The sequence below is a fragment of the Devosia sp. MC532 genome, assembly GCF_016461625.1.
In the GTDB taxonomy this organism is placed as follows: domain Bacteria; phylum Pseudomonadota; class Alphaproteobacteria; order Rhizobiales; family Devosiaceae; genus Devosia.
In genome coordinates, this window is the sequence record NZ_JAEMNZ010000004.1 from 222,957 (window position 1) to 246,671 (window position 23,715).

At 57.9% G+C, this 23,715-nt stretch carries 19 protein-coding genes; 7 read left to right on the top strand and 12 right to left on the bottom strand.

Going from position 1 to position 23,715, the window contains the following annotated elements; translation table 11 throughout:
* Window positions 1-23 precede the first annotated feature (23 nt).
* Entirely contained in the window at window positions 24-491 is a 468-nt protein-coding gene (locus JHC09_RS07310) for an Lrp/AsnC ligand binding domain-containing protein (protein WP_199531388.1), read from the bottom strand.
* A gap of 124 nt (window positions 492-615) precedes the next feature.
* Between JHC09_RS07310 and putA the strand changes: the two genes are divergently transcribed.
* Window positions 616-3,993: a bifunctional proline dehydrogenase/L-glutamate gamma-semialdehyde dehydrogenase PutA gene (putA, locus tag JHC09_RS07315; RefSeq protein WP_199531389.1), complete on the top strand. Its 3,378-nt coding sequence runs from the start codon at window positions 616-618 to the stop codon at window positions 3,991-3,993.
* Between the two features lie 152 nt (window positions 3,994-4,145).
* Here the strand turns inward: putA and JHC09_RS07320 are convergent, their stop codons facing one another.
* From JHC09_RS07320 to JHC09_RS07340, 5 genes are read right to left on the bottom strand one after another with little or no spacing between them, the layout of a single operon-like run.
* Window positions 4,146-4,640 carry a GAF domain-containing protein gene (locus tag JHC09_RS07320; RefSeq protein ID WP_169194597.1) on the bottom strand — a complete coding sequence of 165 codons (495 nt, stop codon included), beginning with the start codon at window positions 4,638-4,640 and terminating at the stop codon, window positions 4,146-4,148.
* 60 nt (window positions 4,641-4,700) lie between these two features.
* Window positions 4,701-5,429, bottom strand: a complete 729-nt coding sequence (locus JHC09_RS07325; protein ID WP_169194598.1) for an ABC transporter ATP-binding protein — start codon at window positions 5,427-5,429, stop codon at window positions 4,701-4,703.
* On the bottom strand, window positions 5,426-6,259 hold the full coding sequence (locus tag JHC09_RS07330) for an ABC transporter ATP-binding protein (RefSeq protein ID WP_199531390.1): 834 nt from the start codon (window positions 6,257-6,259) through the stop codon (window positions 5,426-5,428). Before JHC09_RS07330 ends, JHC09_RS07325 begins: the two co-directional genes overlap by 4 nt.
* Window positions 6,259-7,161, bottom strand: coding sequence for an ABC transporter permease (locus JHC09_RS07335; protein ID WP_199531391.1), 903 nt, complete (start codon window positions 7,159-7,161; stop codon window positions 6,259-6,261). Before JHC09_RS07335 ends, JHC09_RS07330 begins: the two co-directional genes overlap by 1 nt.
* On the bottom strand, window positions 7,158-8,162 hold the full coding sequence (locus JHC09_RS07340) for an ABC transporter permease (RefSeq protein WP_349236527.1): 1,005 nt from the start codon (window positions 8,160-8,162) through the stop codon (window positions 7,158-7,160). The genes JHC09_RS07335 and JHC09_RS07340 overlap by 4 nt, the downstream gene beginning before the upstream one ends.
* A 203-nt stretch (window positions 8,163-8,365) precedes the next feature.
* Between JHC09_RS07340 and JHC09_RS07345 the strand changes: the two genes are divergently transcribed.
* The 4 genes from JHC09_RS07345 (at window position 8,366) to JHC09_RS07360 (ending at window position 12,813) form a co-directional block, all read left to right on the top strand.
* On the top strand, window positions 8,366-9,034 hold the full coding sequence (locus JHC09_RS07345) for an XRE family transcriptional regulator (protein ID WP_248305913.1): 669 nt from the start codon (window positions 8,366-8,368) through the stop codon (window positions 9,032-9,034).
* Complete coding sequence (locus JHC09_RS07350) at window positions 9,031-10,614, top strand: ABC transporter substrate-binding protein (protein WP_169194602.1); 1,584 nt, start codon at window positions 9,031-9,033, stop codon at window positions 10,612-10,614. The genes JHC09_RS07345 and JHC09_RS07350 overlap by 4 nt, the downstream gene beginning before the upstream one ends.
* Window positions 10,615-10,755: 141 nt before the next feature.
* A complete protein-coding gene (locus JHC09_RS07355) occupies window positions 10,756-11,856 on the top strand; it encodes a Xaa-Pro peptidase family protein (protein WP_199531393.1) in 1,101 nt (366 codons plus the stop codon).
* Window positions 11,857-12,075: 219 nt separating this feature from the next.
* Window positions 12,076-12,813: a glucosamine-6-phosphate deaminase gene (locus tag JHC09_RS07360; RefSeq protein WP_199531394.1), complete on the top strand. Its 738-nt coding sequence runs from the start codon at window positions 12,076-12,078 to the stop codon at window positions 12,811-12,813.
* Between the two features lie 66 nt (window positions 12,814-12,879).
* Here JHC09_RS07360 and JHC09_RS07365 read toward each other — a convergent pair whose 3' ends face one another.
* Window positions 12,880-13,746: an AraC family transcriptional regulator gene (locus tag JHC09_RS07365; protein ID WP_199531395.1), complete on the bottom strand. Its 867-nt coding sequence runs from the start codon at window positions 13,744-13,746 to the stop codon at window positions 12,880-12,882.
* Between the two features lie 98 nt (window positions 13,747-13,844).
* Between JHC09_RS07365 and JHC09_RS07370 the strand changes: the two genes are divergently transcribed.
* Complete coding sequence (locus JHC09_RS07370) at window positions 13,845-15,299, top strand: alpha-glucosidase/alpha-galactosidase (protein WP_199531396.1); 1,455 nt, start codon at window positions 13,845-13,847, stop codon at window positions 15,297-15,299.
* Window positions 15,300-15,361: 62 nt separating this feature from the next.
* Here the strand turns inward: JHC09_RS07370 and JHC09_RS07375 are convergent, their stop codons facing one another.
* The 4 genes from JHC09_RS07375 to JHC09_RS07390 all read right to left on the bottom strand — a co-directional run bounded on the left by JHC09_RS07375 (window position 15,362) and on the right by JHC09_RS07390 (window position 21,457).
* Window positions 15,362-17,026 (bottom strand): ABC transporter ATP-binding protein, encoded by a 1,665-nt coding sequence (locus tag JHC09_RS07375; RefSeq protein WP_199531397.1) that lies wholly within the window; start codon window positions 17,024-17,026, stop codon window positions 15,362-15,364.
* Between the two features lie 11 nt (window positions 17,027-17,037).
* Entirely contained in the window at window positions 17,038-18,171 is a 1,134-nt protein-coding gene (locus JHC09_RS07380; protein WP_199531457.1) for an ABC transporter permease, read from the bottom strand.
* Window positions 18,172-18,227: 56 nt separating this feature from the next.
* Entirely contained in the window at window positions 18,228-19,238 is a 1,011-nt protein-coding gene (locus tag JHC09_RS07385) for an ABC transporter permease (protein WP_169194608.1), read from the bottom strand.
* Between the two features lie 140 nt (window positions 19,239-19,378).
* Complete coding sequence (locus JHC09_RS07390) at window positions 19,379-21,457, bottom strand: ABC transporter substrate-binding protein (protein ID WP_199531398.1); 2,079 nt, start codon at window positions 21,455-21,457, stop codon at window positions 19,379-19,381.
* A gap of 159 nt (window positions 21,458-21,616) precedes the next feature.
* Between JHC09_RS07390 and JHC09_RS07395 the strand changes: the two genes are divergently transcribed.
* Window positions 21,617-22,537 (top strand): helix-turn-helix domain-containing protein, encoded by a 921-nt coding sequence (locus JHC09_RS07395; RefSeq protein ID WP_199531399.1) that lies wholly within the window; start codon window positions 21,617-21,619, stop codon window positions 22,535-22,537.
* On the opposite strand, the gene JHC09_RS07400 is transcribed toward JHC09_RS07395, so the two are convergent.
* Window positions 22,534-23,553 (bottom strand): LacI family DNA-binding transcriptional regulator, encoded by a 1,020-nt coding sequence (locus JHC09_RS07400; RefSeq protein WP_282567617.1) that lies wholly within the window; start codon window positions 23,551-23,553, stop codon window positions 22,534-22,536. The two genes, JHC09_RS07395 and JHC09_RS07400, sit on opposite strands and share 4 nt — an antisense overlap.
* Window positions 23,554-23,715 lie beyond the last annotated feature (162 nt).

The window sequence follows — 23,715 nt, forward strand, 5'->3', positions numbered from 1 at the left end:
CCAACACTACTGCGACAGTACATTCACTCCGCGTCGTCTTTGACCGCTTCCATCGAGACATGGGTGGAGGTTTGCGCCACATGCGGAAGCGCCGAGAGCTTTTCGCCCAGAACTTCGCGGTATGCGGCTATGTCCTTAGTTCGGACTTTGAGCAGATAATCAAAGCTTGAGGCGATCATATGGGCCTGTTCGACCTCAGGCAGGGCGCGGACAGCTTTGTTAAAGGCTTCGAGCGCCGCCTTGCGCGTATCGCTAAGTTTGACTTCGACAAAGGCAACGTGTGGCAGACCGAGGCGTTTAGGATCGATCACCGCGCGATAGCCTAGGATATAGCCTTGGTCTTCGAGCCGTTTAATTCGGGCCTGACACGGCGTCTTCGAAAGGTTCACCCGGCGGCTCAGCTCAGTCACGCTGATACGGCCGTCTTTGCTCAATTCGTCCAAGATCTTACGATCGATCTGGTCGATTGGACTATTGATGGCATCTTTCATGGGTGATTGTCCTGCAGTGCGGCTAAACAATCGCACGTATGTCGCGAAAAATCCATATCATCAGTGAAATCGCCTATTCGCGTTCTGGCAATATCATCCGGATTTCTTATTAGGGTCTCGCCCCATGGTTTCCGCTTCTGACGCCCGTCGCGCTCTGCACGAACGCATTTACGCTGACGAGTCCAGCCTCGTCCGCTCACTGATCACTGCCACCGAATTTACCACGGAAGATCGCAAGGCGATTTCGGCCCGCGCGGTAGAACTGGTGGAAGCGGTGCGCAGCGGCGCCAAGCTTGGCCTGATGGAGAGCTTCCTCTCCGAATATGGTCTCGACACTGAAGAAGGCCTGGCGCTCATGTCCATGGCAGAGGCGCTGTTGCGCGTGCCGGACAATGAAACCGTTGACGCGCTGATCCAAGACAAGATTGGCGGCGCGAACTGGGCGAGCCACTTTGGGGCGTCGGAAAGCAACCTCGTCAATTTCTCCTCTTGGGCGCTAAATCTTACCTCGCAGGTTCTCGGTCAGCCAGAAGTTGGCCCAACCAATGTCATCCACCGTGTTGTAGCACGTCTGGGCGAACCGGTGATCCGTACTGCCGTGCAGCAGGCGATGCGTATTCTTGGTGGTCAGTTCGTCTTCGCCCGTTCGATTGACGAAGCGATTTCCAATGCTAAGAAGCCAGACGCTCTGGGCTATCGCTATAGCTACGACATGCTGGGCGAGGCGGCCCGCACCGCGGAGGACGCCAAGCGCTATTTCGATGCTTATATGCATGCGATCACCTCGCTGGCCCCTCACTGTGTCCACGGTTCAGTTCGCGACAATCCGGGTATTTCGGTCAAGCTTTCAGCGCTGCATGCGCGTTACGAAGTGGCGCAGCGCGACCGCGTAATGACCGAACTCGTCGATGCGACCCGTAAGCTCGCCATTGTCGCTGCGAAGGCTAACATGAGCTTCAACATCGACGCGGAGGAAGCGGATCGTCTCGATCTGTCGCTCGACGTCATCGAAGCTGTTCTGGAAACTCCAGAACTGGCGGGCTGGGATGGTTTCGGCATTGTCGTGCAGGCCTATGGCAAGCGCGTACTGCCTGCCATTGACTGGCTCGATGCGCTCGCCGAACGCCTTGGTCGCCGTATCATGGTCCGCCTCGTTAAGGGCGCCTATTGGGACGCCGAAATCAAGCGCGCGCAGGTGATGGGCCTTGAAGGCTATCCCGTGTTCACGCGCAAGGCCGCTACGGACGTCAGCTATATGGCTGCAGCGCGGAAGCTGTTTGCCTCCAAGAACATCTATCCGCAGTTTGCGGGCCATAACGCACACACCGTTGCCGCTATTCTACACCTAGCGCAGGCAGCTGGTCGCAGCACCGACACTTGGGAATTGCAGCGTCTGCATGGCATGGGTGATCAGCTCCATGAAGTCGTGCGCCAGCAGCACCAGACGACCTCGCGTATTTACGCACCAGTCGGCCCACACAAAGACCTGCTCGCCTATCTCGTTCGCCGTCTGCTCGAAAACGGTGCCAATGGCTCGTTCGTCTATCAGATCGCCGACAAGGACATTCCAGCGACGACCGTTGCCGAAGACCCGATTGCTAAGCTCGAAGCGCTCGGCGACCAACTGCACAATGCAGCGATCCCAATGCCGGGAGATATCTTCCCCAACCGCGCTAATTCCCGTGGCTATGACCTGACCGACCCAATAGCTTTCGGTCAGCTCGATGCAGCACGCGAAGCATTCCGCACCCATCAGTGGGTGGCGGCCCCTTATGGCGCGATGAGCCGCGCGGACACCGCTGCAAAGCCAGTGATTAACCCTGCAGACCACAGCGATGTGGTTGGCACAGTGATTGACGCGACACCGGAGCAAGTGGCGGAAGCGGCGACCTATGCCGCTAAGTCCAACTGGGCACAGGTGCCGGTCGCAGATCGCGCTGCGGCGCTGACCCGTGCGGCAGAACTGTTTGAGGCCAATACGGCAGAATTCTTTGCCCTGCTCACCCGTGAAGCCGGCAAGAGCTGGAATGACGCGATCGCGGAAGTGCGTGAAGCAGTCGATTTCCTCCACTATTACGCAGCGGAAGCGAAAAACCTGAGCGGCGAAGCCCGTGGTCCGTTCGTGGCGATTTCGCCCTGGAACTTCCCGCTGGCCATTTTCACCGGCCAGATCGCGGCAGCTCTCGTCGCCGGTAATCCGGTTCTAGCAAAGCCTGCGCCGCAAACCCCGCTGGTGGCTTACCGTGCGGTTGAGCTGATGCGTCTCGCGGGTATTCCGGTTGATGCTCTGCAATTGCTGCCGGGTGGTCCGGACGTGGGTGCGGCTCTGACCTCCAACCCAGATGTGAAGGGTGTTGCCTTCACTGGCTCGCTGCCAACAGCCAAGCGCATCGAAAGCTCGATGGCGGAGTACCTCGATCCATCCGCGCCGCTTATCGCGGAAACCGGTGGTCTCAACGCTATGGTTGTGGACACCACGGCGCTAACCGAACAGGCGGTGCGCGACATCCTCGCTTCGGCCTTCCAGTCGGCTGGTCAGCGGTGCTCGGCCCTGCGCATTCTCTACGTTCAGGAAGACTGTGCGGACAAGACCATCTCCATGATCAAGGGGGCGATGGATGAGCTGCGTCTGGGCAATACCTGGGACATTGCCAATGACGTTGGCCCGGTCATCGACGCTGCCGCAAAGGCCAAGATTGATGCTTATGTGACCGAGCGCACGGCCAATATCTTCCACCAGATGAAGGCTCCTGCGGGCGGGACTTTCGTGGCTCCGACCATTCTGAAGGTCAACGGTATCGAAGACATGCCAGAAGAAATCTTCGGCCCCGTGCTACATGTCGCCACCTTCAAGGCCGAGGGCCTACCCAAGGTCATCGAAGCGATCAATGCATCGGGCTATGGCCTGACCTTTGTACTGCACACCCGTATCTCGACCCGCGTGAAGTCGATTGCCGAACAGGTTCATTGCGGCAATATCTACGTCAATCGCAATCAGATCGGTGCAGTTGTTGGTAGCCAGCCATTTGGCGGCGAAGGCTTCTCGGGCACAGGCCCCAAGGCGGGTGGCCCGAACTATCTGCCACGCTTCACCAAGGGTGCGGGTGCATTGCAGACGGCCGCGATCGAGTTGCCTGGTCCGACCGGTGAAACCAATACGCTGCATGTCTTCCCGCGTGGTGTCTTCCTCGGTCTTGGACCAACGGACGCCGACATTGCGGCGCAAAAGGCAATGGCAGAAGCAACTGGCTGCGTGTTCTTTGCCGACAAGACCGAAAAAGACTGGCGTGCTTGCGGCGAGCATTTCGACGCAATCGCTTGGTTCGGTGACGCCGACACGCTGCGTACGATCCGTCAGGATTTGGCTAAGCGACAAGGCGTGATTACCCCGCTGCTCACAGGCCCGCAGGATATCGTGCGCTTGCAGCATGAGCGTCATGTCTGCATCGACACCACTGCTGCTGGTGGCAATGCGACCTTGATGGCTTCTGCGGCCGTCTAAACGCGCTTCAGGTTTCGACCTGCGAGGCCCTCCTGTGTTGACCCACGGGAGGGCCTTTTGGTGTGTGGAGCAGCCTTGACGACGTTCTTATGGATGGCAGGCACAAAAAAGCGCCCCCAAGGGAGCGCTTCAAACTTTGTGTGCCTAAGGCCTTAGAGCGTGGTGGCGACCAGTACAGCGAGCTTGGCTGGGGTGCCGAGTACGTTGCGGATGGTTTCAACCTTCTCAGGAGTGAAGTGACCCTCAACATCGAGCATGTTCATGGTGCCGATGAGCTTGTCCTTGACGATAACCGGATAGTTCACCACCGACTGGCAGCCCAGCGCGTTGATGGTTTCGTGGTCGAACAGAACCTTGGCGATGTCTTCGATGGTGTTGGCGACATAGCATTCACGCTTGCCATGGACGATGTCGAACCACGGACCATAGTTAAGCGGCTTGGTGCCAGAAGTTGGATAGGTTTCCGGGTGGCTGGTATAGGCGCGGCGGGAGACCTCGAGGTCCCAGTCGACCAGCATGACGGTGAAGAGCTTTGCGCCAACAACGTCACGCACCAACGTCTGCAGAGCCGAGAAGGCGTCGTCGGCAGTGGTTGCCTTGGCAATAGCGGCGTCGAAGGCCACAAGAGCTTTAGTATGGTCAGTCATGTCTCAAAATAGTCCTGAGATGCGCCCTGGAGCAGGGCAGGGAAAGGCCAATGGTCGCGCCTAGTGGTTAGCGGCCATCAATTCGCGCGAGTAGGGTTCTTTGAGCTCGCCGCGCTTAAGATCTGCGACGTCAGCAATCTCGACAATCCGACCCTTCTGCATGACCGCAAGGCGGTCGCAGAGGAAGCTCACCACCGGCAGATTGTGCGTCACCATGAGATAGGTGAGGCCCTGTTCCTTACGGAGGCGCTTGAGCAAATTGAGAATTTCGGCCTGAACGGAAACGTCCAGCGCCGAGGTCGGCTCATCGAGCAGCATGACTTTGGGTTCGAGCATCAAAGCGCGCGCAATAGCAACACGCTGGCGCTGACCACCCGAAAGCTGGTGCGGGAAGCGGAAACGGAAACGCTTGTCGAGACCGACATTGCGCAAGGTTTCTTCAACGCGCTCATCGCGATTGCCTATACCGTGAATGGCCAAAGGCTCAGTGAGCACATCGTCAATGGTCTTGCGCGGATGCAGCGACCCATAGGGGTCCTGAAACACCATCTGGACCTGACGCGAAACGCTGCGGTCAATGCTGTGGCTGCGCGGCTTGCCGAGCACCGAAATCTCGCCAGTCCATTCTGGTGCAAGACCAGCAATGGCGCGCAAAATCGTGGATTTTCCCGAGCCACTTTCACCGACGAGGGCAAAGCTTTCGCCCTCAGGAATGGAGAGGTTCACCCCATGTACGACTTTGCTGTCGCCATAGGAAATGTCGAGGTTTTTGAGTTCAATCGCGGTCATGTGCCAGCCCATAGTGTGCGGTCGAGCACAGGAAGTTCGTCACGGGTTTCGTTGAGCACCGGCATGGCGGCCAGAAGGCTTCGCGTATACGGATGCTTGGCATTGTGCAGTTCGCTGGCGACGCATTCTTCAACAACCTGGCCCGAGTTCATCACAAGGATGCGGTCGCAATAGCGGCTAACGAGGTTGAGGTCGTGGCTGATTAGGATCAAGCCCATGCCCTTGCTGGTGACAAGGTCGTCGATGATGTCGAGCACCTGAGCCTGCACCGAAACGTCGAGCGCCGAGGTTGGTTCGTCCGCAATCAGCAGTTCAGGCTTGGGGATCAGCATCATGGCGATCATGATGCGCTGGCCCATGCCGCCCGAGACTTCGTGCGGGTAAAGCTTAGCGACATGTTCTGGATCGTTGATACGGACAGCATGCAGCATTTCGATAATGCGTGCGTGAACATCCTTACGCGGTAGCTTCTGGTGTGTGACCAGAGCTTCAGCGATCTGATCGCCTACGGTCATGACTGGATTGAGCGAGAACTTTGGGTCCTGCATGACCATGGAAATGCGGGCGCCACGAATGGCGCGCATCTGCTTGTCGGACTGGGCCATGAGGTCGATGCCATCAAACTCAAGCTTGTCGGCAGTGACCTGACCGGGCTTGCGGATCAGCTTGAGGATGGAGCGGCCCGTCATCGACTTGCCCGAACCACTTTCGCCCACGATGCCCAGCCGTTCGCGACCCAGGTTGAAGGACAAGCCCTTCACCACTTCGACGCGACCGGTATTGGTTGGGAAGCTGACGCGCAGGTTTTCAACTTTGAGAAGAGTATCCATTAGCTCTTGCCCTCGCTCTTGGGGTCAAGCACGTCGCGCAGACCATCGCCGAGGAAGCAGAAGCCCAAGGAGACGATGATGATGGCGAAGCCCGGCATGGTAGCGACCCACCACTGATCGAGAATGAAGGTACGGCCACGCGAAATCATCGCGCCCCATTCTGGCAGCGGCGGCTGTGCGCCAAGGCCGATAAAGCCAAGACCGGCAGCGGTAAGGATGACGCCTGCCATGTCGAGGGTGACGCGAACGATCATCGACGAGGTGCAAAGCGGCAGGATGTGCTTGACGATCACACGGAATGGACCACCACCGGATAGGCGGACTGCCGAGATGTATTCGGCATTGCGAATGGTGAGAGTTTCAGCGCGCGCGATACGGGCATAGGCCGGCCAAGCAGTGATGGCGATGGCAATAATGGCATTGTTGATGCCAGGGCCAAGCGCCGCCACGAAGGCCAAAGCCAAGATGAGCTTAGGGAGCGACAGGAAGATGTCGGTGAAGCCCATGAGGATTTTGTCGACCCAGCCGCCGAAGTAGCCAGCAATGGCGCCGATCAAGAGACCGAGTGGAGCCGAGATCAGCGCCACCAGCATGACGATGGTGAGGGTAATCTGCGAGCCATAGACGACGCGCGAGAAGATATCGCGCCCAAGCTCATCGGTGCCCATCCAGTGGTCACCCGAAGGCGGCAGAAGACGATTGCCAAGGTTTTGGCCGGTTGGCGAATAGGGGGCAATCCATGGCGCAAAAGCTGCGGTAAACAGCAGCACCAGAATGATCACACCACCCAGAACCGAGAGGGGATTGCGCAGCAGAGCGGTGAAGACGCGATAGGCGCGACCCACATTGGCCTGAAGCTTCGAAGTCGGGGAATCGGCAAGTAGCCAATCACGAGTGGTCATGAACGGGCCCTCGGATCGAGGACGCGATAAAGCACGTCCGAAACTTTGTTGATGACGATGAACACGGCGCCGATGACAAGGGTAGACCCCAGCACAGCATTCATGTCGGCGTTGAGCAGTGCAGAGGTCAGATAGTTACCAATGCCGGGCCAGGAGAACACGGTTTCGATCATCACCGAGCCTTCAAGCAGACCCGCATAGGACAGACCAATAACAGTAATCAGCGGCACGAGAATGGGCTTGAACGCATGGCGCCAGATGACGACGCGCTCCGGCACACCTTTGACGCGAGCCGTGGTGACAAACTCCTGGCTTAGCTGATCGAGCATGAAGGAACGCGTCATGCGGGCGATGTAAGCAAGCGAGAAGAAGCCGAGGACAGACGCCGGGAGAATGAGGTGAGAAACCGCATTCCAGAAGATGTCGAAATCGCCGGAGATGACGCTATCGATCAGGATCATGCCAGTGATCGGGGGCACTAGACCATCATAGAAAATGTCCAATCGGCCCGGACCGCCAACCCACTTCAGGTGAGCGTAGAACAAGGCGAGGCCGACGAGACCGAGCCAGAAGGCCGGAACGGAATAGCCCAGTAGGCCAATGACGCGGATGATCTGATCAATCCAGCTGCCCTGCTTGGCGGCAGCTGTGACGCCCAGCGGCACACCCATAGCAACGCCAATGAGAATGCCCAAGGTGGCCATTTCAAAGGTCGCGGGGAAGAAGCGGCTGATGTCGTCAGCAACGTCACGACCAGTGGACACCGATTTGCCCAGATCGCCTGAGAAGACATTACCGACATAGGTGATGAACTGCTGCCAGAGCGGCTGATCTAGCCCCATCGCAATCTTGGCGGCGTCATATTGAGCCTGCGTCGCGCGGTCACCGACGACTGCCAGAACCGGGTCAATCGGGATCACACGGCCGATACAGAAGGTTATCGCCAAAAGGCCAAGAAAAGTGAGGAAAAGAGTTATGACAAAGCCGGCAACCGCCGAAATCTGACGCTTGAGGCGCCGATTCCGGTTTTTGTTCGGGCTTGCCGATGGTGTCGATGTTTGGTCGAGCGCCACGTAATTTCCTTTATTAGAAACAGCAATTTAGCACCGCAAAAAAGTTCATTTTGCGGTTTCAATGGCTGCAGATTTCGCTTTCACCATACTAGCAATTTTGCTTATATCAAAAAAATTTTGGTGGGATGGGTATGGCAGAAGCGGTCGCGAAAGTGAACCAAGCGGATCACCCGAAGGTTGGTGCACTCATTCGCGCACGCCGTCGTCAGCAGCATTTGACCCTTGTGGAACTAGGGCAGGCCGCTGAGGTTTCGGTGGGCTATTTGAGCCAAGTCGAACGCGACCATGCCACGCCATCTTTGGGAACCTTGGCGCAGATTGCACGCGCACTTGAGGTGCCAATCGACTACTTCATTTCCGCGCCCACGACCGCCAATGCCTTGACGCGGGCCGGGGAACGCAATCGTTTCTCGGTCGACGGATCCTCGGTCGTCTACGAACGGATCGGCGCAGATTTTCCCGGCAATCAATTGTCGAGCTTTCTGCTGACTGTGCCGCCGGGCTACCGCTCCGAAACCGTTGCCCATGAGGGCGAAGAACTTATTTTTGTACTGGAAGGGTCCATCACCCAACGCCTCGATGGCGAAGACATGGTGATGAGCGCAGGCGACAGCCTGCACTATCGCGGCAACCTTCCGCACTCGTGGTTCAATTTGTCCGATCAGCCGGCGCGTCTGCTGTGGACGGGAACCCTTACACTCTTTCGCTCAAACGCCGGCCCGCGCGCTGGACAGAGCACAACCAAAACCGGCGCAAACAAGCCGGCTCGTAAAATAAACCCTAAGGAGAAACGCTCATGAAGCTCTTCCGCGCTGCCTTGCTGGCGACTGCGCTCACCCTGCCTGCGGCAGTTGGTGCAAACGCAGCAACCCCTGCAAACGCACTGGTCATTGCCCAGAACATCGACGATATCGTCGCGCTGGACCCGGCACAGGCCTATGAATTCTCGGCTGGCGAAATCAACGCCAACCTCTATGACCACCTGGTGCAGTACGCAGCAGAAGACACCACGGTTCTCGCACCGGGTCTGGCGTCCTCTTGGGTTGCAGACGAAGCGGCAAAGTCGCTGACCTTCACCATGCGCGAAGGCGCAACCTTCGCATCGGGCAACCCTGTCCGTGCAGAAGACGTGCACTACACCTTCAAGCGTGTTGTAACCCTCAACAAGACCCCGGCGTTCATTCTGACCCAGCTCGGCTGGACCCCAGAAAACATCGACGAAATGGTCACTGTTGACGGCAACACCGTTACCGTTCGTTGGTCGGGCGACTTCGCTTCGGCATTCGTTCTCAACGTGCTTGCAGCACGTCCGGGCTCGATTGTTGACCAGGTTCTCGTCAGCGCCAACGAAGTTGACGGCGACTGGGGCAATGCTTGGCTGAACTCCAATTCGGCTGGTTCGGGTCCATTCGTTCTGACCGACTACCGGGCGGCCGAAATGGTCCGTATGCAGGCCAATGCCAATTACTGGGGCGGCGCTCCGGCTATGGAACAGGTCATCATCCGCCACGTGGCTGAAGCCGCAACTCAGCAGCTGCTGCTGACCTCGGGCGACGTTGACATGGCCAAGAACCTGACCCCTGATCAGATCGGTGGTCTGGGCGATGCGGTTAAGGTTGAAACCTATCCGCAGTCGGCAGTTCACTTCCTCTCGTTCAACCAGAAGACCGAAGAGCTGACCAACCCAGCTATTTGGGAAGCTGCACGTTACCTCGTCGATTATGACGGCATGACCCAGACCTTCCTCAAGGGTCAGATGGAAAAGCACCAGGCCTTCTGGCCAAAGGGCTTCCCAGGCGCGCTGGAAGACACCCCGTTCACCTACGACGTTGAAAAGGCTAAGCAGATTCTGGCTGACGCTGGTGTTGCAACGCCGCTCAACGTGACGCTCGACGTCATCAACTCGGCGCCATTCACCGACATTGCGCAGTCGCTGCAGGCTGGTTTCTCTGAAGTTGGTATCAACTTCGAAATCCTGCCAGGCACCGGCGCTCAGGTCATCACCAAGTACCGTGAACGTACCCACCAGGCGATGCTGCTGTATTGGGGCCCAGACTTCATGGATCCGCACTCGAACGCTAAGGCGTTTGCGTACAATTCCAACAATGCCGACGACGCATACGCAGCGACCACCACTTGGCGCAATGCTTGGGCCGTTCCGCAGGAAATGAATGACAAGGTCACTGCAGCTCTCGCTGAAGCTGACATGGACAAGCGTAACGAAATCTACCTCGACCTGCAGAAGCAGGTTCAGGCAGATGGCCCGATTGTCATCATGTTCCAGGCAGCCCTGAACATCGGCATGGCGAACAACGTCAACGGTTACGTCAACGGTTCGAACTCGGACTTCGTCTACTACCGTCTCGTCACCAAGAACTAAGTTCTTGTGATGTTTGCCTGATTGCTTCCGCCTCTCCCCAGTAATGGAAGGAACGGGCGGGAGCAGCTAGGCCCAAAAGACAAAAAACCGAAGCCGGCCTCGGGCCGGCTTTGGACTTCTTAAACCTGCAGGATTTGCATCATGAACCCCATTCTCGCCGCCCGCCTCGAAAAGCTGCGCGAGCGCATGGCCGCCACTGCCACAGATCTCGTGGTGATTGGCCCATCCAGCCAAATGGTCTATCTGGCCGATCTCTCGCCGCATGGCGATGAGCGCCCGGTGATGTTGATGGTGAGCCAGAGTTATGCCGGGTTCCTCATGCCTGCGCTGAACGCCGATGCGGCGCGTCAGCACACAGATTTACCGTTCTTCCCCTGGTCCGACGCTGAAGGCCCGAACGCGGCATTGGAGCAGCTGCTGGACGCCACCGGCATTGACCGCAGCGCACCATCGGTTGTGCTTGACGAAACCATGCGCGCGGACTTCGCGCTGCTGGTTCTCGACGCGCTGCCGGGTGCAAGCCGTCGCTTCACTGCAGATACTGTCGGCTATCTGCGTTCGCGCAAGGATGAAGCCGAAGAGGCCGCAATCAAGGCCTCGCATCTGCTCAATGACCGTGCCGTTGAAGCTGCCTTTGCTCAGCTAAAGGAAGGCATGACCGAGATAGAAGTCGCAGACTTCATCAAGGGCTACTATAAGGCCAATGGTGCTGAAACCGTGTTCTGCTCGGTCTGCTTCGGCCCAAACGGCGCCTTCCCGCACCACCACACCGGCGACACTAAGCTCAAGGCTGGTGACGCGGTATTGATCGACACAGGCGGTCGTATTGGCGGCTATCCTTCCGACATGACCCGCATGGGCTTCTTTAAGTCCAAGCCTGAAGGTTATGACGAGATCCACAATCTGGTCGATACGGCTGTGCAGGCGGCGCTCGCGGCGGCTGTACCAGGCGTTCCAGCCAGCGCCGTTGATAAGGCAGCACGTGATGTTATCACTGCCGCCGGGTACGGGGATAAGTTCCTGCACCGCACCGGCCACGGCCTTGGCATCGACGTGCACGAAGCGCCCTATATCACCGGCACTTCGGAAACAATTTTGGCCGAAGGCATGGTCTTCTCGATTGAGCCGGGCATTTACCTGCAGGGCCGCTTTGGCCTACGTCTTGAAGAAATTGTCATCATCCGCGATGGCAAGGCCAAGATTTTCTCGGAAATGGCGCGTACCGCCGTTGCTGCGGGTTAAATCTGCCACACAAGCCGGGTGTCTACGACTTTGGTCGGGGACACCCTTGCTTAGATCGGAGCGAAGTTATTGACACCGCTGCGAGCGTGACCCATTCAATGGCGGTCTTCAGAGACATCTGATGACCCGTTTCTGCTCAAGCCACACGCCTTCTGCGACTTGGGCTCGTCCGTGTTGCAGCGCGTTCATTGCGCGCCCGAATAGAGATTTGTGTTTGCTATGACCAAGCCAGAATTCCGCGTTTTTAACTCGCGTGAAGAAGTTGCCGCTGCTGTCGCCCGCCACCTCGCAGAAACCCTGTCGGCAAAACCCGCTGCAACCCTGGGCCTAGCAACTGGGAAGACTTTTATCCCGATTTATGCCGAGGTCGTCGAGCACTTCAAAAAGGGCGAGATGAGCTTTGCGAAGGCCGCGAGCTTCAACCTCGACGAATATGTTGGCCTGCCTGCAGGTCACCCAGCCTCGTTCCGCAGCTATATGGAAGAGCATCTCTTCCGTCACGTCGACCTGCCTGCTGCGGACGCGCACCTGCCGAGCGTTGGAGGGGAAGTTGAAGCCTCCTGCGCCGCCTACGAAGCCGCTATCGCTGCCCGTGGCGGCATTGACCTGCAGCTCCTCGGCATTGGCCAGAACGGTCACATCGGCTTCAACGAGCCCGGTTCCGCTTTCGATAGCCGCACCCGTCAGGTTGAGCTGACCCAGTCGACCATTGAAGCCAATACTTCGGACTTTCCTGCTGGCGAACTGCCGCCGCCAAGCGCTGTGACCATGGGCGTGGGTACCATCGTCGATGCCAAGGAAATCGTGCTGGTGGCGTTGGGCGCCAACAAGACCGAGGCCTTGAAGGCCGCGTTTGCATCAGCACCGAGCACTGATTGCCCTGCCTCGGCTCTTCAGGCCCACGGCAAGGTCGTGGTCTATTGCGATGCTGCCGCTAAGGGCGACATCGAAGGCTAAGCGCTAGCGTCGTCAGATGATTTTCATAGGGCGGGGGGAAACCTCTGCCCTTTTTGTTGGGCGAGATTACCCCGCTTCGAAGCGGGTGGCGCGGTAGGAGATTGGCGTGGTGGCGCGCAGACGCCGGAAGGTTTTGGAGAAGTAATTGGCTTCGGCAAAACCGGTCATTGCGGCAATGTCGGCGACGCTCATTTCGGTAGCGAGCAGCAGGCGTTCGGCGCGGGCGATGCGGCGTTCCAAAACGTAGTGCGAAGGCGGACTGCCGACTGTCTCGGTAAAACGGCGTACGAAATGGGCACGGCTCATGCTGGCAATGGCGGCGAGGCGCTCGACGTGAAGCGGCGCTGAGATATTGTGCTCGATGTAGCTAAGCACCCGCTCGATGGCAGCGGGATGAGCAGCGGCGGCGGCGGGTAGGGCGCTAAACGCGGCGTCGTAGAGCGTGGTCAGGGCGGCGTAGCCGAGGCTAGAGGCTTTACCCGCGCTCATAGTGCTGTGGGTGAGACAGGTGAGTGTAGCGACGGCAAGGGTATCGACCTCAGCTTCACTCAGACTGAGCACGGGGCCGGCGGTAGCCAAAATATCAAGGCTGAGGCGCATGGCCTCGCGCCCACTGATCAGCATCCAAAAATACTCCCAATGACCGCCTCGCTCCAAAAAATAGCGATGCTCATGGGGCATGGTCACTAGCATGGTTTTGCCCGGCGTCAGCTTGTGGCGCACGCCAGCATAATCGAGCTGACCTTCGCCTTGTGTGGTGTGTTGCAACACAAGGAATGGCGCGCTGCCACGCTTCATTCCATCCCACGAATAGTGCTCATTTCGGCGCTGCTCAAAGCCTGCGCTGACGGTCATGCAATGCAGATGCGCTGCCCCTCGCGGAGGCTGGATATGCTTGAGATCGAACCCATGAGCAACGAGACGGGAGAGCACAAAATTACCCCTATTCGCACAAGCTTTCTCTACACCAGATAGTGGGAACTCGCTAGCTCTAGTGGCAAGGCGCAGGTTTTGGCGCTTGGGAGGAAGTTATGTCGTTTAAGGTCACCGTCATTGGAGCGGGCTCGGTCGGGTTTACCAAAACCCTGATCTCCGACCTGCTGAAAGTTCCAGAGTTTGTCGATTGCGAGTTCGCTCTGACCGATGTTAATCCGCACAATCTCGATATGGTCCGGCAGATTATCGAGACGATTGTCTCGGTCAATAAGCTCCCGGCCAAGGTGACGGCGACGACCAACCGCCGTGAGGCAATTGCCGGTGCGCGCTATGTGATGAGCTGCGTCCGTGTCGGTGGGCTTGAGGCTTTTACGCACGATATCAACGTGCCGCTCAAGTATGGCGTCGACCAATGCGTGGGCGACACCATCTGCGCCGGTGGTATTCTCTACGGCCAGCGCAATATTCCGGTCATTCTCGATTTCTGTAAGGATATCCGCGAAGTAGCGGAGCCGGGCGCGCTGTTCCTGAACTATGCCAACCCTATGGTGATGAACACTTGGGCGGCAGACCTCTATGGCGGCGTCAATGTCGTGGGGCTGTGTCACGGCGTGCAGCATGGGGCGCATCAGATCGCCAATGTGCTGGGCGTGACTGACGACGAACTGGACTATGTCTGCGCCGGGATTAATCACCAGACTTGGTACATCGATGTTCGCGCCAAAGGGCGGAAAATCGAGGCGGATGAGCTGATTGCTGGCTTTGAAAACCACCCGGTTTATTCAAAGCAGGAAAAGGTCCGCATCGACGTCCTCAAGCGGTTTGGTGTCTACTCAACAGAGAGCAATGGCCACCTTTCGGAATACCTGCCCTGGTATCGCAAGCGCCCGGAAGAGATCAGCCGCTGGATCGATATGAGCGATTGGATCCACGGGGAAACCGGGGGCTATCTGCGCTATTCGACCGAGCGCCGGAATTGGTTTGAAACCGATTTTCCGATGTTTAAGGAGCAGGCCAATAAGCCGCTCTCGGAGCACAAACGCACCTCCGAACACGCCAGTTACATCATTGAAGCGATGGAAACCGGTCGCACCTATCGCGGGCATTTCAACCGCCGCAACAATGGGATTATTACCAATCTGCCCGCTGACGCGATTATTGAAAGCCCGGGCTTCGTAGACCGCTTCGGCATCAATATGGTGGAGGGGATAACTTTGCCAACTGCTTGTGCGGCCACATGTTCTGTCTCTGTGTCGGTGCAGCGCATGTCGGTGGAAGCAGCGATGACGGGCGATCTCAACCTTCTGAAATTGGCAGTGTTACACGACCCACTTGTTGGCGCGATTTGTACGCCGGACGAGGTCTGGGCCATGGTCGACGAAATGGTCGTCGCTCAGGCTCAGTGGTTGCCGCAATACGCCGATGCTATCCCAGCGGCGGCTGAACGCGTGGCGAAATCCACGGTTAAGACACGTGACTGGGAAGGGGCGGCGCGCAAGCGTGTCCGTTCCGTGGACGAACTGCGCGAAATGCGTGGTGCGCACCACTAAGACGACGACTTCCTCTGTTCCTCAAGACGCCCCGTCCTCCCGGCGGGGCGTCGCCTTTTTGACTAAGCCGCGATTTCAAACGCCGCACGCACAAGGCGCTTGGTGTAATCGGTCTGCGGGTTCAACAGCACTTCATTGACCGGGCCTTGCTCCACGATTTTTCCGTTTTGCATCACCATAACCCGGTGGCAGAGAGCGCGGACAACTTTTAGGTCGTGGGAGATGAAAAGGTAGGACAGGCCGCGTTCGTTCTGCAATTTGCGAAGCAGTTCAATGATTTGCGCCTGCACCGAAAGATCGAGTGCGGAAGTAGGCTCGTCGAGGAGAATGAACTCCGGCTCGAGCGCGATGGCCCGAGCAATGGCAATACGTTGGCGCTGACCTCCAGAGAACTCATGCGGGAAACGCTGGAGGATGGTGTCGGGCATGCCAGCGTCGCGTAGGGCCTGCCGCACGCGGTTGAGCCGCTCCGTGCGATTGGCGCCTATGCCATTGACGATCAGGCCTTCTTCGATGATCTGGCCGATCGACATGCGCGGGTTGAGCGATGAGAACGGGTCCTGGAAAACGATCTGCATACGCGAGCGCAGCGGTCGCATACCGTTTCGGTCTAGCCCGTCGATCCGCTGGCCGTCGAAGGTAATCTGGCCGCCTTGATTGCCGATGAGACGCACAAGCGCCTGACCGAAAGTGGTCTTGCCCGAGCCGCTTTCGCCAACGATACCAAGCGTTTCGTGGCGCATGAGCTTGATGTCGAGATTGTCCACGGCCTTGAGTTCGTAGAATTCGGCATTGAAGAGCCCGCCGCGCTTGAGCGTGAAGCTGACCTTCACATTTTTACCTTCGAGCACGGTGTCATGCGCGCCATCTGCGAGCGGCTCAGCGGTGCCCTTGGGTTCGGAGGCCAGCAAGTGTTGGGTGTATGGGTGTTGCGGGTTTTGGAACAGCGCTTCAGTGGCGTTGTGCTCCTGCACACGACCGTTCTGCATCACATAGACATAGTCTGAGAATTGCCGGACGATGGTCAGGTCATGGGTGATGAGGATCACCGCCATGCCGTACTTGTCCTTGAGGTCCTTGAGAAGATTGAGGATTTGGGCCTGAACGGTGACGTCGAGCGCGGTGGTTGGCTCGTCGGCGATAAGAATGTCCGGGCGATTGGCGAGAGCCATGGCGATCATGACGCGCTGGCGCTGACCGCCCGACAGCTGGTGCGGATATTGTTGGAGGCGAGCCTTGGGATCAGGAATTTGGACCTCGGCCAGCAAGGCCTCAGCCCGGGTCATTGCCTCTTTGCGGGAGACGCGATTGTGCAAATGGATCACTTCGCACAGCTGCTGCCCGATGGTGTAAACGGGGTTCAGGGAGCTCATAGGCTCTTGAAAGATCATGGCAATATCATTGCCGCGAAGCTTGCGCATCTCCTTATCGCTCATGGCGACAATGTCTTTCCCCGCCAATGAGATGCGCGTTTGGGGGAGAATGCTGGCGCGCTTGGTGAGGAGCCGCATGATGGTGCGGGCGGTGACGGATTTACCCGATCCGCTCTCGCCCACAATAGCGATGGTTTCACCCTTGTGGAGCTGGAAGGACACGTCGCGGACAGCGTTGACGATGCCATTTTCGACTTTGAAATCAACGCCAACATTGCGTGCGTCGAGGATGAGTTCTCGACCATGTTGGCCAAGATCGAGGCGTTCGGCGGGAGCGAGATTTTCTTGTGTCATGGTCGCGCTCCTCAATAGGGGTCTATGGCGTCGCGCAGGCCGTCACCCAACGCGTTGAAGGCAAAAACGGTAACAAGAACAAAGCCTACCGGCGCAAGGATCCACGGGTAGGAGCCGATGACGGAGAAGGCACCAGTGTCTTGCAGCATCAGTCCCCATGAGATGAGGGGCGGCTTCACGGCAAAGCCGAGGAACCCCAAGAAGCTCTCCAAAAGCACCACGGTCGGAATAGCCAGCGTCACCGAAACAATGATGTGGCTCAAGACGTTAGGGAGGATATGGCGCAGAATGATGCGCCGATCCGTAGCCCCAATTGCGATTGCCGCGCGGACATATTCGATGCGGGCCAGCGACAGGGTTTTGGAGCGGACTTCACGCGCCAACTGAGCCCATCCTAACACCGACATTACAAAAATAACGAATGATAAGAATAGGTTAGATGGCGCAGTGACCGGTATCAGTGACGTCAGGGCCAGATAAAGCGGCAGTTGCGGGAAGGCGAGAACGAACTCGACGAACCTTTGCAGCCACGCATCCAACCGTCCGCCGATATAGCCGGAGGTGATGCCGACCAATGTGCCCACTGTTGTGGTGATTGCGACCACTGCGAGAGCGATCATAAGCGATATTCGGGAGCCGAGGATACCGCGGGACAAAATATCTCGGCCCATGCGGTCTGTGCCCAAAAGGTGGAGCGGGCGACCGTCGGTTGAGCCGAAGAAATGGATATTGGCGGGGATGAACCAGAGCATTTGGTATTCATGCCCCCGGACGAAAAAGCCAGTGGGCGTTGGGTCGTCCTTCACTGCGCCGGTGAGTGGTTGATAGGTGACTGGATCAAATTCGCCAGTATCGCCAATGGGGTAGACCCAAGGGATCAGGCTGAAATTGCCGTTTGGATCTTCAAAGGCGATGAGGTCTGGCGGCGCGAAGGGGAGGTTTGCAGCCTTGGGGTCCATGGGTGCGAAGAAGTCGGCGAAGATCGACATGATCAGCAGCATGCAGACCAAAATCAGTCCGATCATCCCCATGGTGGAGCGACGAAAACGCCGCCAAACTAGGCTTGCATAAGTCTCGTTGCCCGAGCCGTGACGGCTCCCGACGATGGGCGTTTCATTGGCATTTTCGGGGCCAGATTGGTGCATCTGGCTGGCATTTTTGGGCGCGTCGTGGGGCGTGCCGTTGGCATTGCTGGTGTCGGTCATTCTGCACGCCCTCCCAGACGAACACGCGGGTCGAGCGCAACCAGAAGAAGGTCTGAAATGATGTTGCCGATGATCAGGGTTGTGGCGAGGACGAGCATGAAGCTAGCGGTGACGAAAACGTCGCCAACGCCCATGGAGCCGACGATGGCCGGGCCGACCGTTGCGAGGCCAAAGACGATGGCGACCTCGATTTCACCGGTGAGCATGTAGGGCAGGGCGACGCCCTGATATGCGATGAGCGGGTGGAGCGCGTTGGGGACAGCGTGCTTCATGATCACGGCGCCCTCGGAGAGACCCTTGGCGCGAGCCGTCTCGACATATTGGGCGTTGAGAACGTCCAGTAAATTGCCGCGCATGACACGCATATTATAGGCGAGGCCGCCGAAGGTGGCGACGAAGATCACCGGCCAGACATGCTGCACCAGGTTGACGAACTTGTCCCAGCTCCATGGCGCGCCGCCATAACGGGCGGAGAAGAACATGCCGACTTCTGAGACGTTGAGCTTAAAGACCAGCACATAAAGAATGATGATGGCCATGAGGAAGCGCGGCACGGTCATGCCGAGGAAGGAGATGATGCCGAGGAAGGTGTCGGTCCACGAATACTGGCGGGTCGCGGCGATGATGCCGAGGCCGATGCCGAGGAGCGAAGCCAGGATATGGCAGACCAGCGCTATGGCGATGGTCGGGGGGAGGCGCTCGGCGATCACATTGCCGACGGGCTTATTGTAGTAGAGCGAGTGGCCGAAATCGAACCGGGTAATAATGCCGGTGATCCAGCGGAAATATTGAACGATGATCGGATCGTTGAGGCCATTGGCCTCTCGATAAATCTCTGCCTGCGCCTCGGCGAGGTCGGGCCGAACCCCGCCCTGATTGATGAGCATGGACTTGATGTAGTCGGCATAGTCGCCGGGTGGAGCTTGGATGATGGCGAATGTGACGATGCTCAAGAGGAGGAGGAGCGGTATGGCTCCCAAGATGCGCATCATAAGGAAACGGAGCATGCATGGCCTCGCTGGGCTGAGGGGCTAGGGCCCCTGTCCTGACCCTTGGGTCAGACACCGGTCTCGTGGGGTAGAGCGGCGCGCGTTTAATGGGATAAAGGCGGTGAAGGGTGGCGGTGGGCCACCCTTCGATGTTGCAATCAGACGGGACCGGCAGAGCCTGGTTCGCCCGGCAGCGTTTCTGGATGCAGTTCGTGGTCAGCCTGTTTGTCCGCGGGGACATAGAGGCGTTCACGGATGACGCTATCTTCAGCCCAGTTGAACATGAAGATTGGTGCACCGGCCGGAATGTTGGCGAAGCGCTTGTTGACGATCAGCGCGCCCGGATATTGGGTGAGGCCGATCGAGTAGACGTTCTCGGTGTAAAGCCTCTGATACTGCTTCATCAGCTCAGCGCGTTCAGCATTGTCATTGGTGGCAATGAACTTGTTGACCACAGCGACCAGTTCTTCTTCGAACGGCAGCAGATCAAGCGTGCCATCAGTTCCGCCACGGTGGAATGGATGAACGCGTGGTCCTGTGGGAGCAAGTTCGGCCGTATTCTGGACGATCGAGACCATCGAAGCGCCCTGACGATTGACCGCCCAATCAAATTGACCTGCGGTAGCAGCGTCGTCTCGGGCATTGCCCTGCTGGAAATTGGCGATGACGCGCAGACCGAGCGGTTCCATCATCGCGATGACGCCTTCGGCAAGATTGGTGTCGGTGCCATAATCGGAGTTGGCGAGGAGAGTGATTTCCACGTCTGCGCCGTTTGCAGTGTCGGCTGGGAAGTTACGGACGCCGTTGCCGTCGGTGTCGACGAGGCCGAGACCATCGAGCAGCGACTTCGCGACTTCGAGGTCGTGCGGATAGTAGACGGTGGAGGCAGCATCGTAGAAGGACGTGCCGGCATAAAGACCACCGGGATAGATGGCGGTGAACGGACCGCGCACGAGAGATTCACCGAGACGTTGACGGTCGAGGCCGATCGAAATTGCCTTGCGGAAGTTCAAGTCGCGGTTGAGTTCGCGGACGGCCTGTGCGCGGGTATCAGGCTCACCCCAACCATTGCTGGAGAGGTTTGGCTGGAGCGCATAGCCGATTGTGCGCGCGCCGAACTGGAGACGCGCTGGTGCGGTGTCTTCAGCCGAACGACGGAGCGATTCAACGTAGTTTTCGGCCTGTTCAAGGTTGGAGAAGTCGCCCGAGCCGGCAACAGCCTGCACGTCACGATCCGACCAAGTCGAGAGGCGGTAGTGCATTTCGTTGAGGTAAGGGAGCTGGTTCCCTTGATCGTCGACCTTCCAATAGTAGGGGTTACGACGCATAACGACGATATCGTCTGGGCGATATTCAACCACAGCCCATGCGCCCATCGACGGCATGTTCATGAACTCTGGCGGGAAGGCGTTTTTATACTGCTCGTAGGTGTTCGAGGAGTATTTTGGATGCTGCGGCTTCTGGATATGCGCAGGGCCGGGGCAGAAGGTGCCATAGGCCATGGCCCAGAGGTACTGCTTGGGGAAGGCTTCCTTGAAGGTCCATTTAACGGTGTAAGCGTCAATGGCTTCTAGCGTCGTGCCGACACCGAAGGTTTCAGGCGTTGCACCATTGAGTGGGGAGACGTTTGCATCGAGAACGTGATCTTCCCAATAGAACATCAGGTCTTCGCTATCGAAGGGGTCGCCATCAGACCATTTCGCGCCTTCGATGAGGTGCATGGTGAGGGTGTGACCGTCCTCTGACCATTCCCAGCTCTTTGCCAGGTTCGGCATGGGCTCAAGCTCTTCGGCCTTAACCGTGAAGAGCGGGCCTGTGCGGGTCAGACATTCGGAAAGGCCGATGTCGATGCCGCCCCAGCCCTGAGCTTGGCCACCGATGTAGTTCCAGCCTTCTGGGCGGCCGCCGATGACGTGGCGCATGACGTCGCCGTAAACGCCAACGCCATCCGGCATGTTGGCCGTTTTGTAAACCAGCGGTTCCTTGGGGAGACGCTCGGCGACAGGCGGCAGCGTGCCAGCTTCGACGAATTTCTTGGTGACCCAATCGGGCTCGTTATACTTATCGAGCGCACGGAACTCCTGAATGTCAGACAGGCTGACAAAATTGGGTTCACTTTGCGCTGCAAAGTCTGGTGGTGCTGGCAGAGCGCCAGAATGTTCTTGAGCAGTTAATGCAGTTAGCGATACGGACAGCAGTAGTCCTGCCCCGCTAAGGGCATAGATATGCTTTCTCATGATTTCCTCCCGCGATGCGAAGACAGCGTGACGCTATCGGGTCGGTTCTCCTCTTCGACCCTGATCTTCGCTCGGACAGAAAGCCTAACTCTTGCGTATGTTGACGCAATCCGGAATAGTAATGGATAGTTTCGGGTTTCTAAGAAGTCTGAATAATCTATGACGCCACAACAGATTACGCCATCACCGGGCCGTGCAGCAGGTCGTGCGCCGCGCCCAACGCCCCGATCCGATCGCAGCTTTTATGCTTCGGGCAAAGCTTTCGGACGCTTTGGTATTCGTTCCTTCAAGCCGCAGATTATGGCCGAACCGCACACTCATGGACATATCGAGTTTAATTGGCTGACGGGCGGTTCGATGGACTATGTTTTCGACGGAGGGCCGCTGACCGTCGGGCAAAATAGGTTGGTAGCGTTTTGGGCGGGGATACCGCATCAGACTGTCGGGTTGACCGGAACGGACCTGGAAAAGCAACTCAATATCTACCTGCCGATGGATGCGTTTTTGGAGATGCCGCAATTGGGGCGGCTGACCGAAACGCTTATGGGCGGTGGGGTGATCCAGCTTTCGCCAGACTGTATCGGGCTCGAAACGCTGGAGCGCTGGCATGGCGATTATCGCTCGGGCAATGCCTTGCGCTCCGATCTTGTGCGCTCTGAGATCGGTACCATGTTTCGTCGCGCCGCAATTGTGGGCTGGGACACTCTGCTGCCCGCTTGGGTGGAAAAGAGCTCGGCCCGCAGCCGGACGGCGAGCCCGGTGCGCTATGTGGTGCGCATGGTGCGGCACATTGTTGAGAATATCACCGATCCGCTCAGCGTCGACGACATTGCCAAAACCGTGGGTCTGCATCCGAACTATGCCACCAACCTCTTCACCAAGGTGATGCATATTTCGATCCAGAAATTCGTTATTCGAATGCGGCTGATCCGGGCGCGCAGCTTGTTGTTCGATACCGACATGGCGGTTGCCAATATTGCGTTCCAGGCCGGGTTTTCGAGCCAGACGCAGTTTTATGAGCATTTCCGCAAGGCATATGGGATGACCCCGAGCCACATGCGCGAGAACCGAATTTTTTAGTGTTTCGGCCGGGTGACGGAGTTGCGGACGATGAGCTCGGCGCGCAGGAGGATTTCCTTTTGCTTAGGCCGCGCCTCGCTCAGTGTTTCCAGAAGTAGACCCATGGCGGCTTCGCCAATGGTTGAGCGCGGTTGCTTCATGGTCGTGAGCGAGGGGGCCATGAAGCTGGCAAAGGAGATATCGTCGAACCCCATGACCGAATAATCCTGCGGCAGGCTATAGCGGCGGGTATTGAGGCAGATGGTGACACCCAAGGCGGTCGCGTCGTTGACGCAGAAAAAGGCTGTGGGGAGGATGTCGCGCACGAACATGAGTTCGGCCGCAGCGCGACCGCTCTCGGTGGTGCCGTCGCCATCCATGATGAGTTTGGGCTCGATCGGAAGGCCCGCAGCCGTGAGCGCAGCGCGATAGCCTTCTTCGCGAAGGCGACTGGTTTCGCGGCCCGATTTCCCGACGAACGCAATGCGCTTGTGGCCCTGTGCGATGAGGTATTCAACCGCGACACGCGCGCCCTGAAAATTATCGACGCCGACGAAGGGAACATGTGCGCCAACCACCGGCTCGCTGACGGCGACCATGGGCGGGAGGCGCGAGACTTCTTCGGTCTGGGCGTAGCCATAGGGCAGGTGCCCGGTGAAGAGGATCAGCCCGTCCGCCTGGTTTGAACTGATGAAGCGCAGATAGTTGGCTTCACGCGCCGGGTCGTTCTGGGTATTGCCGATGAGCAGGCCATAGCCGCGCTTGCTGGCCTCGGTTTCCAGACCAACGAGAATGTTCGAAAAGTTTGGATCGCCCACATCGGGGGCGAGAATGAGGATCATATTGGAGCGGCGCATGCGCAGCGAACGGGCCATCGCATTGGTCGTATAGCCTGTCTTGGCGACAGCTTCAGTGACCTTCAGGCGAGTCTTTTCTGCAACCTTGGTGGGCTCATTGAGAGCGCGGCTGACAGTGGCAATAGACACGCCTGCCATGGCGGCGACGTCTTCAATAGTTGCCAGCTTGGTCTGCTGCACGTTCTCTAAACCCTTGCACAACGGACTGGATTCAAATCCAGCACAAAGCTCAACAGCGGTATAGGCGCCTTACTAAGTTGCATAGTCATTTGTGTGGACTGTAAACCTTTACATACATCATGAAAAGGTTTACATCACTATTCAGTCAATGAGTGCCAAAGA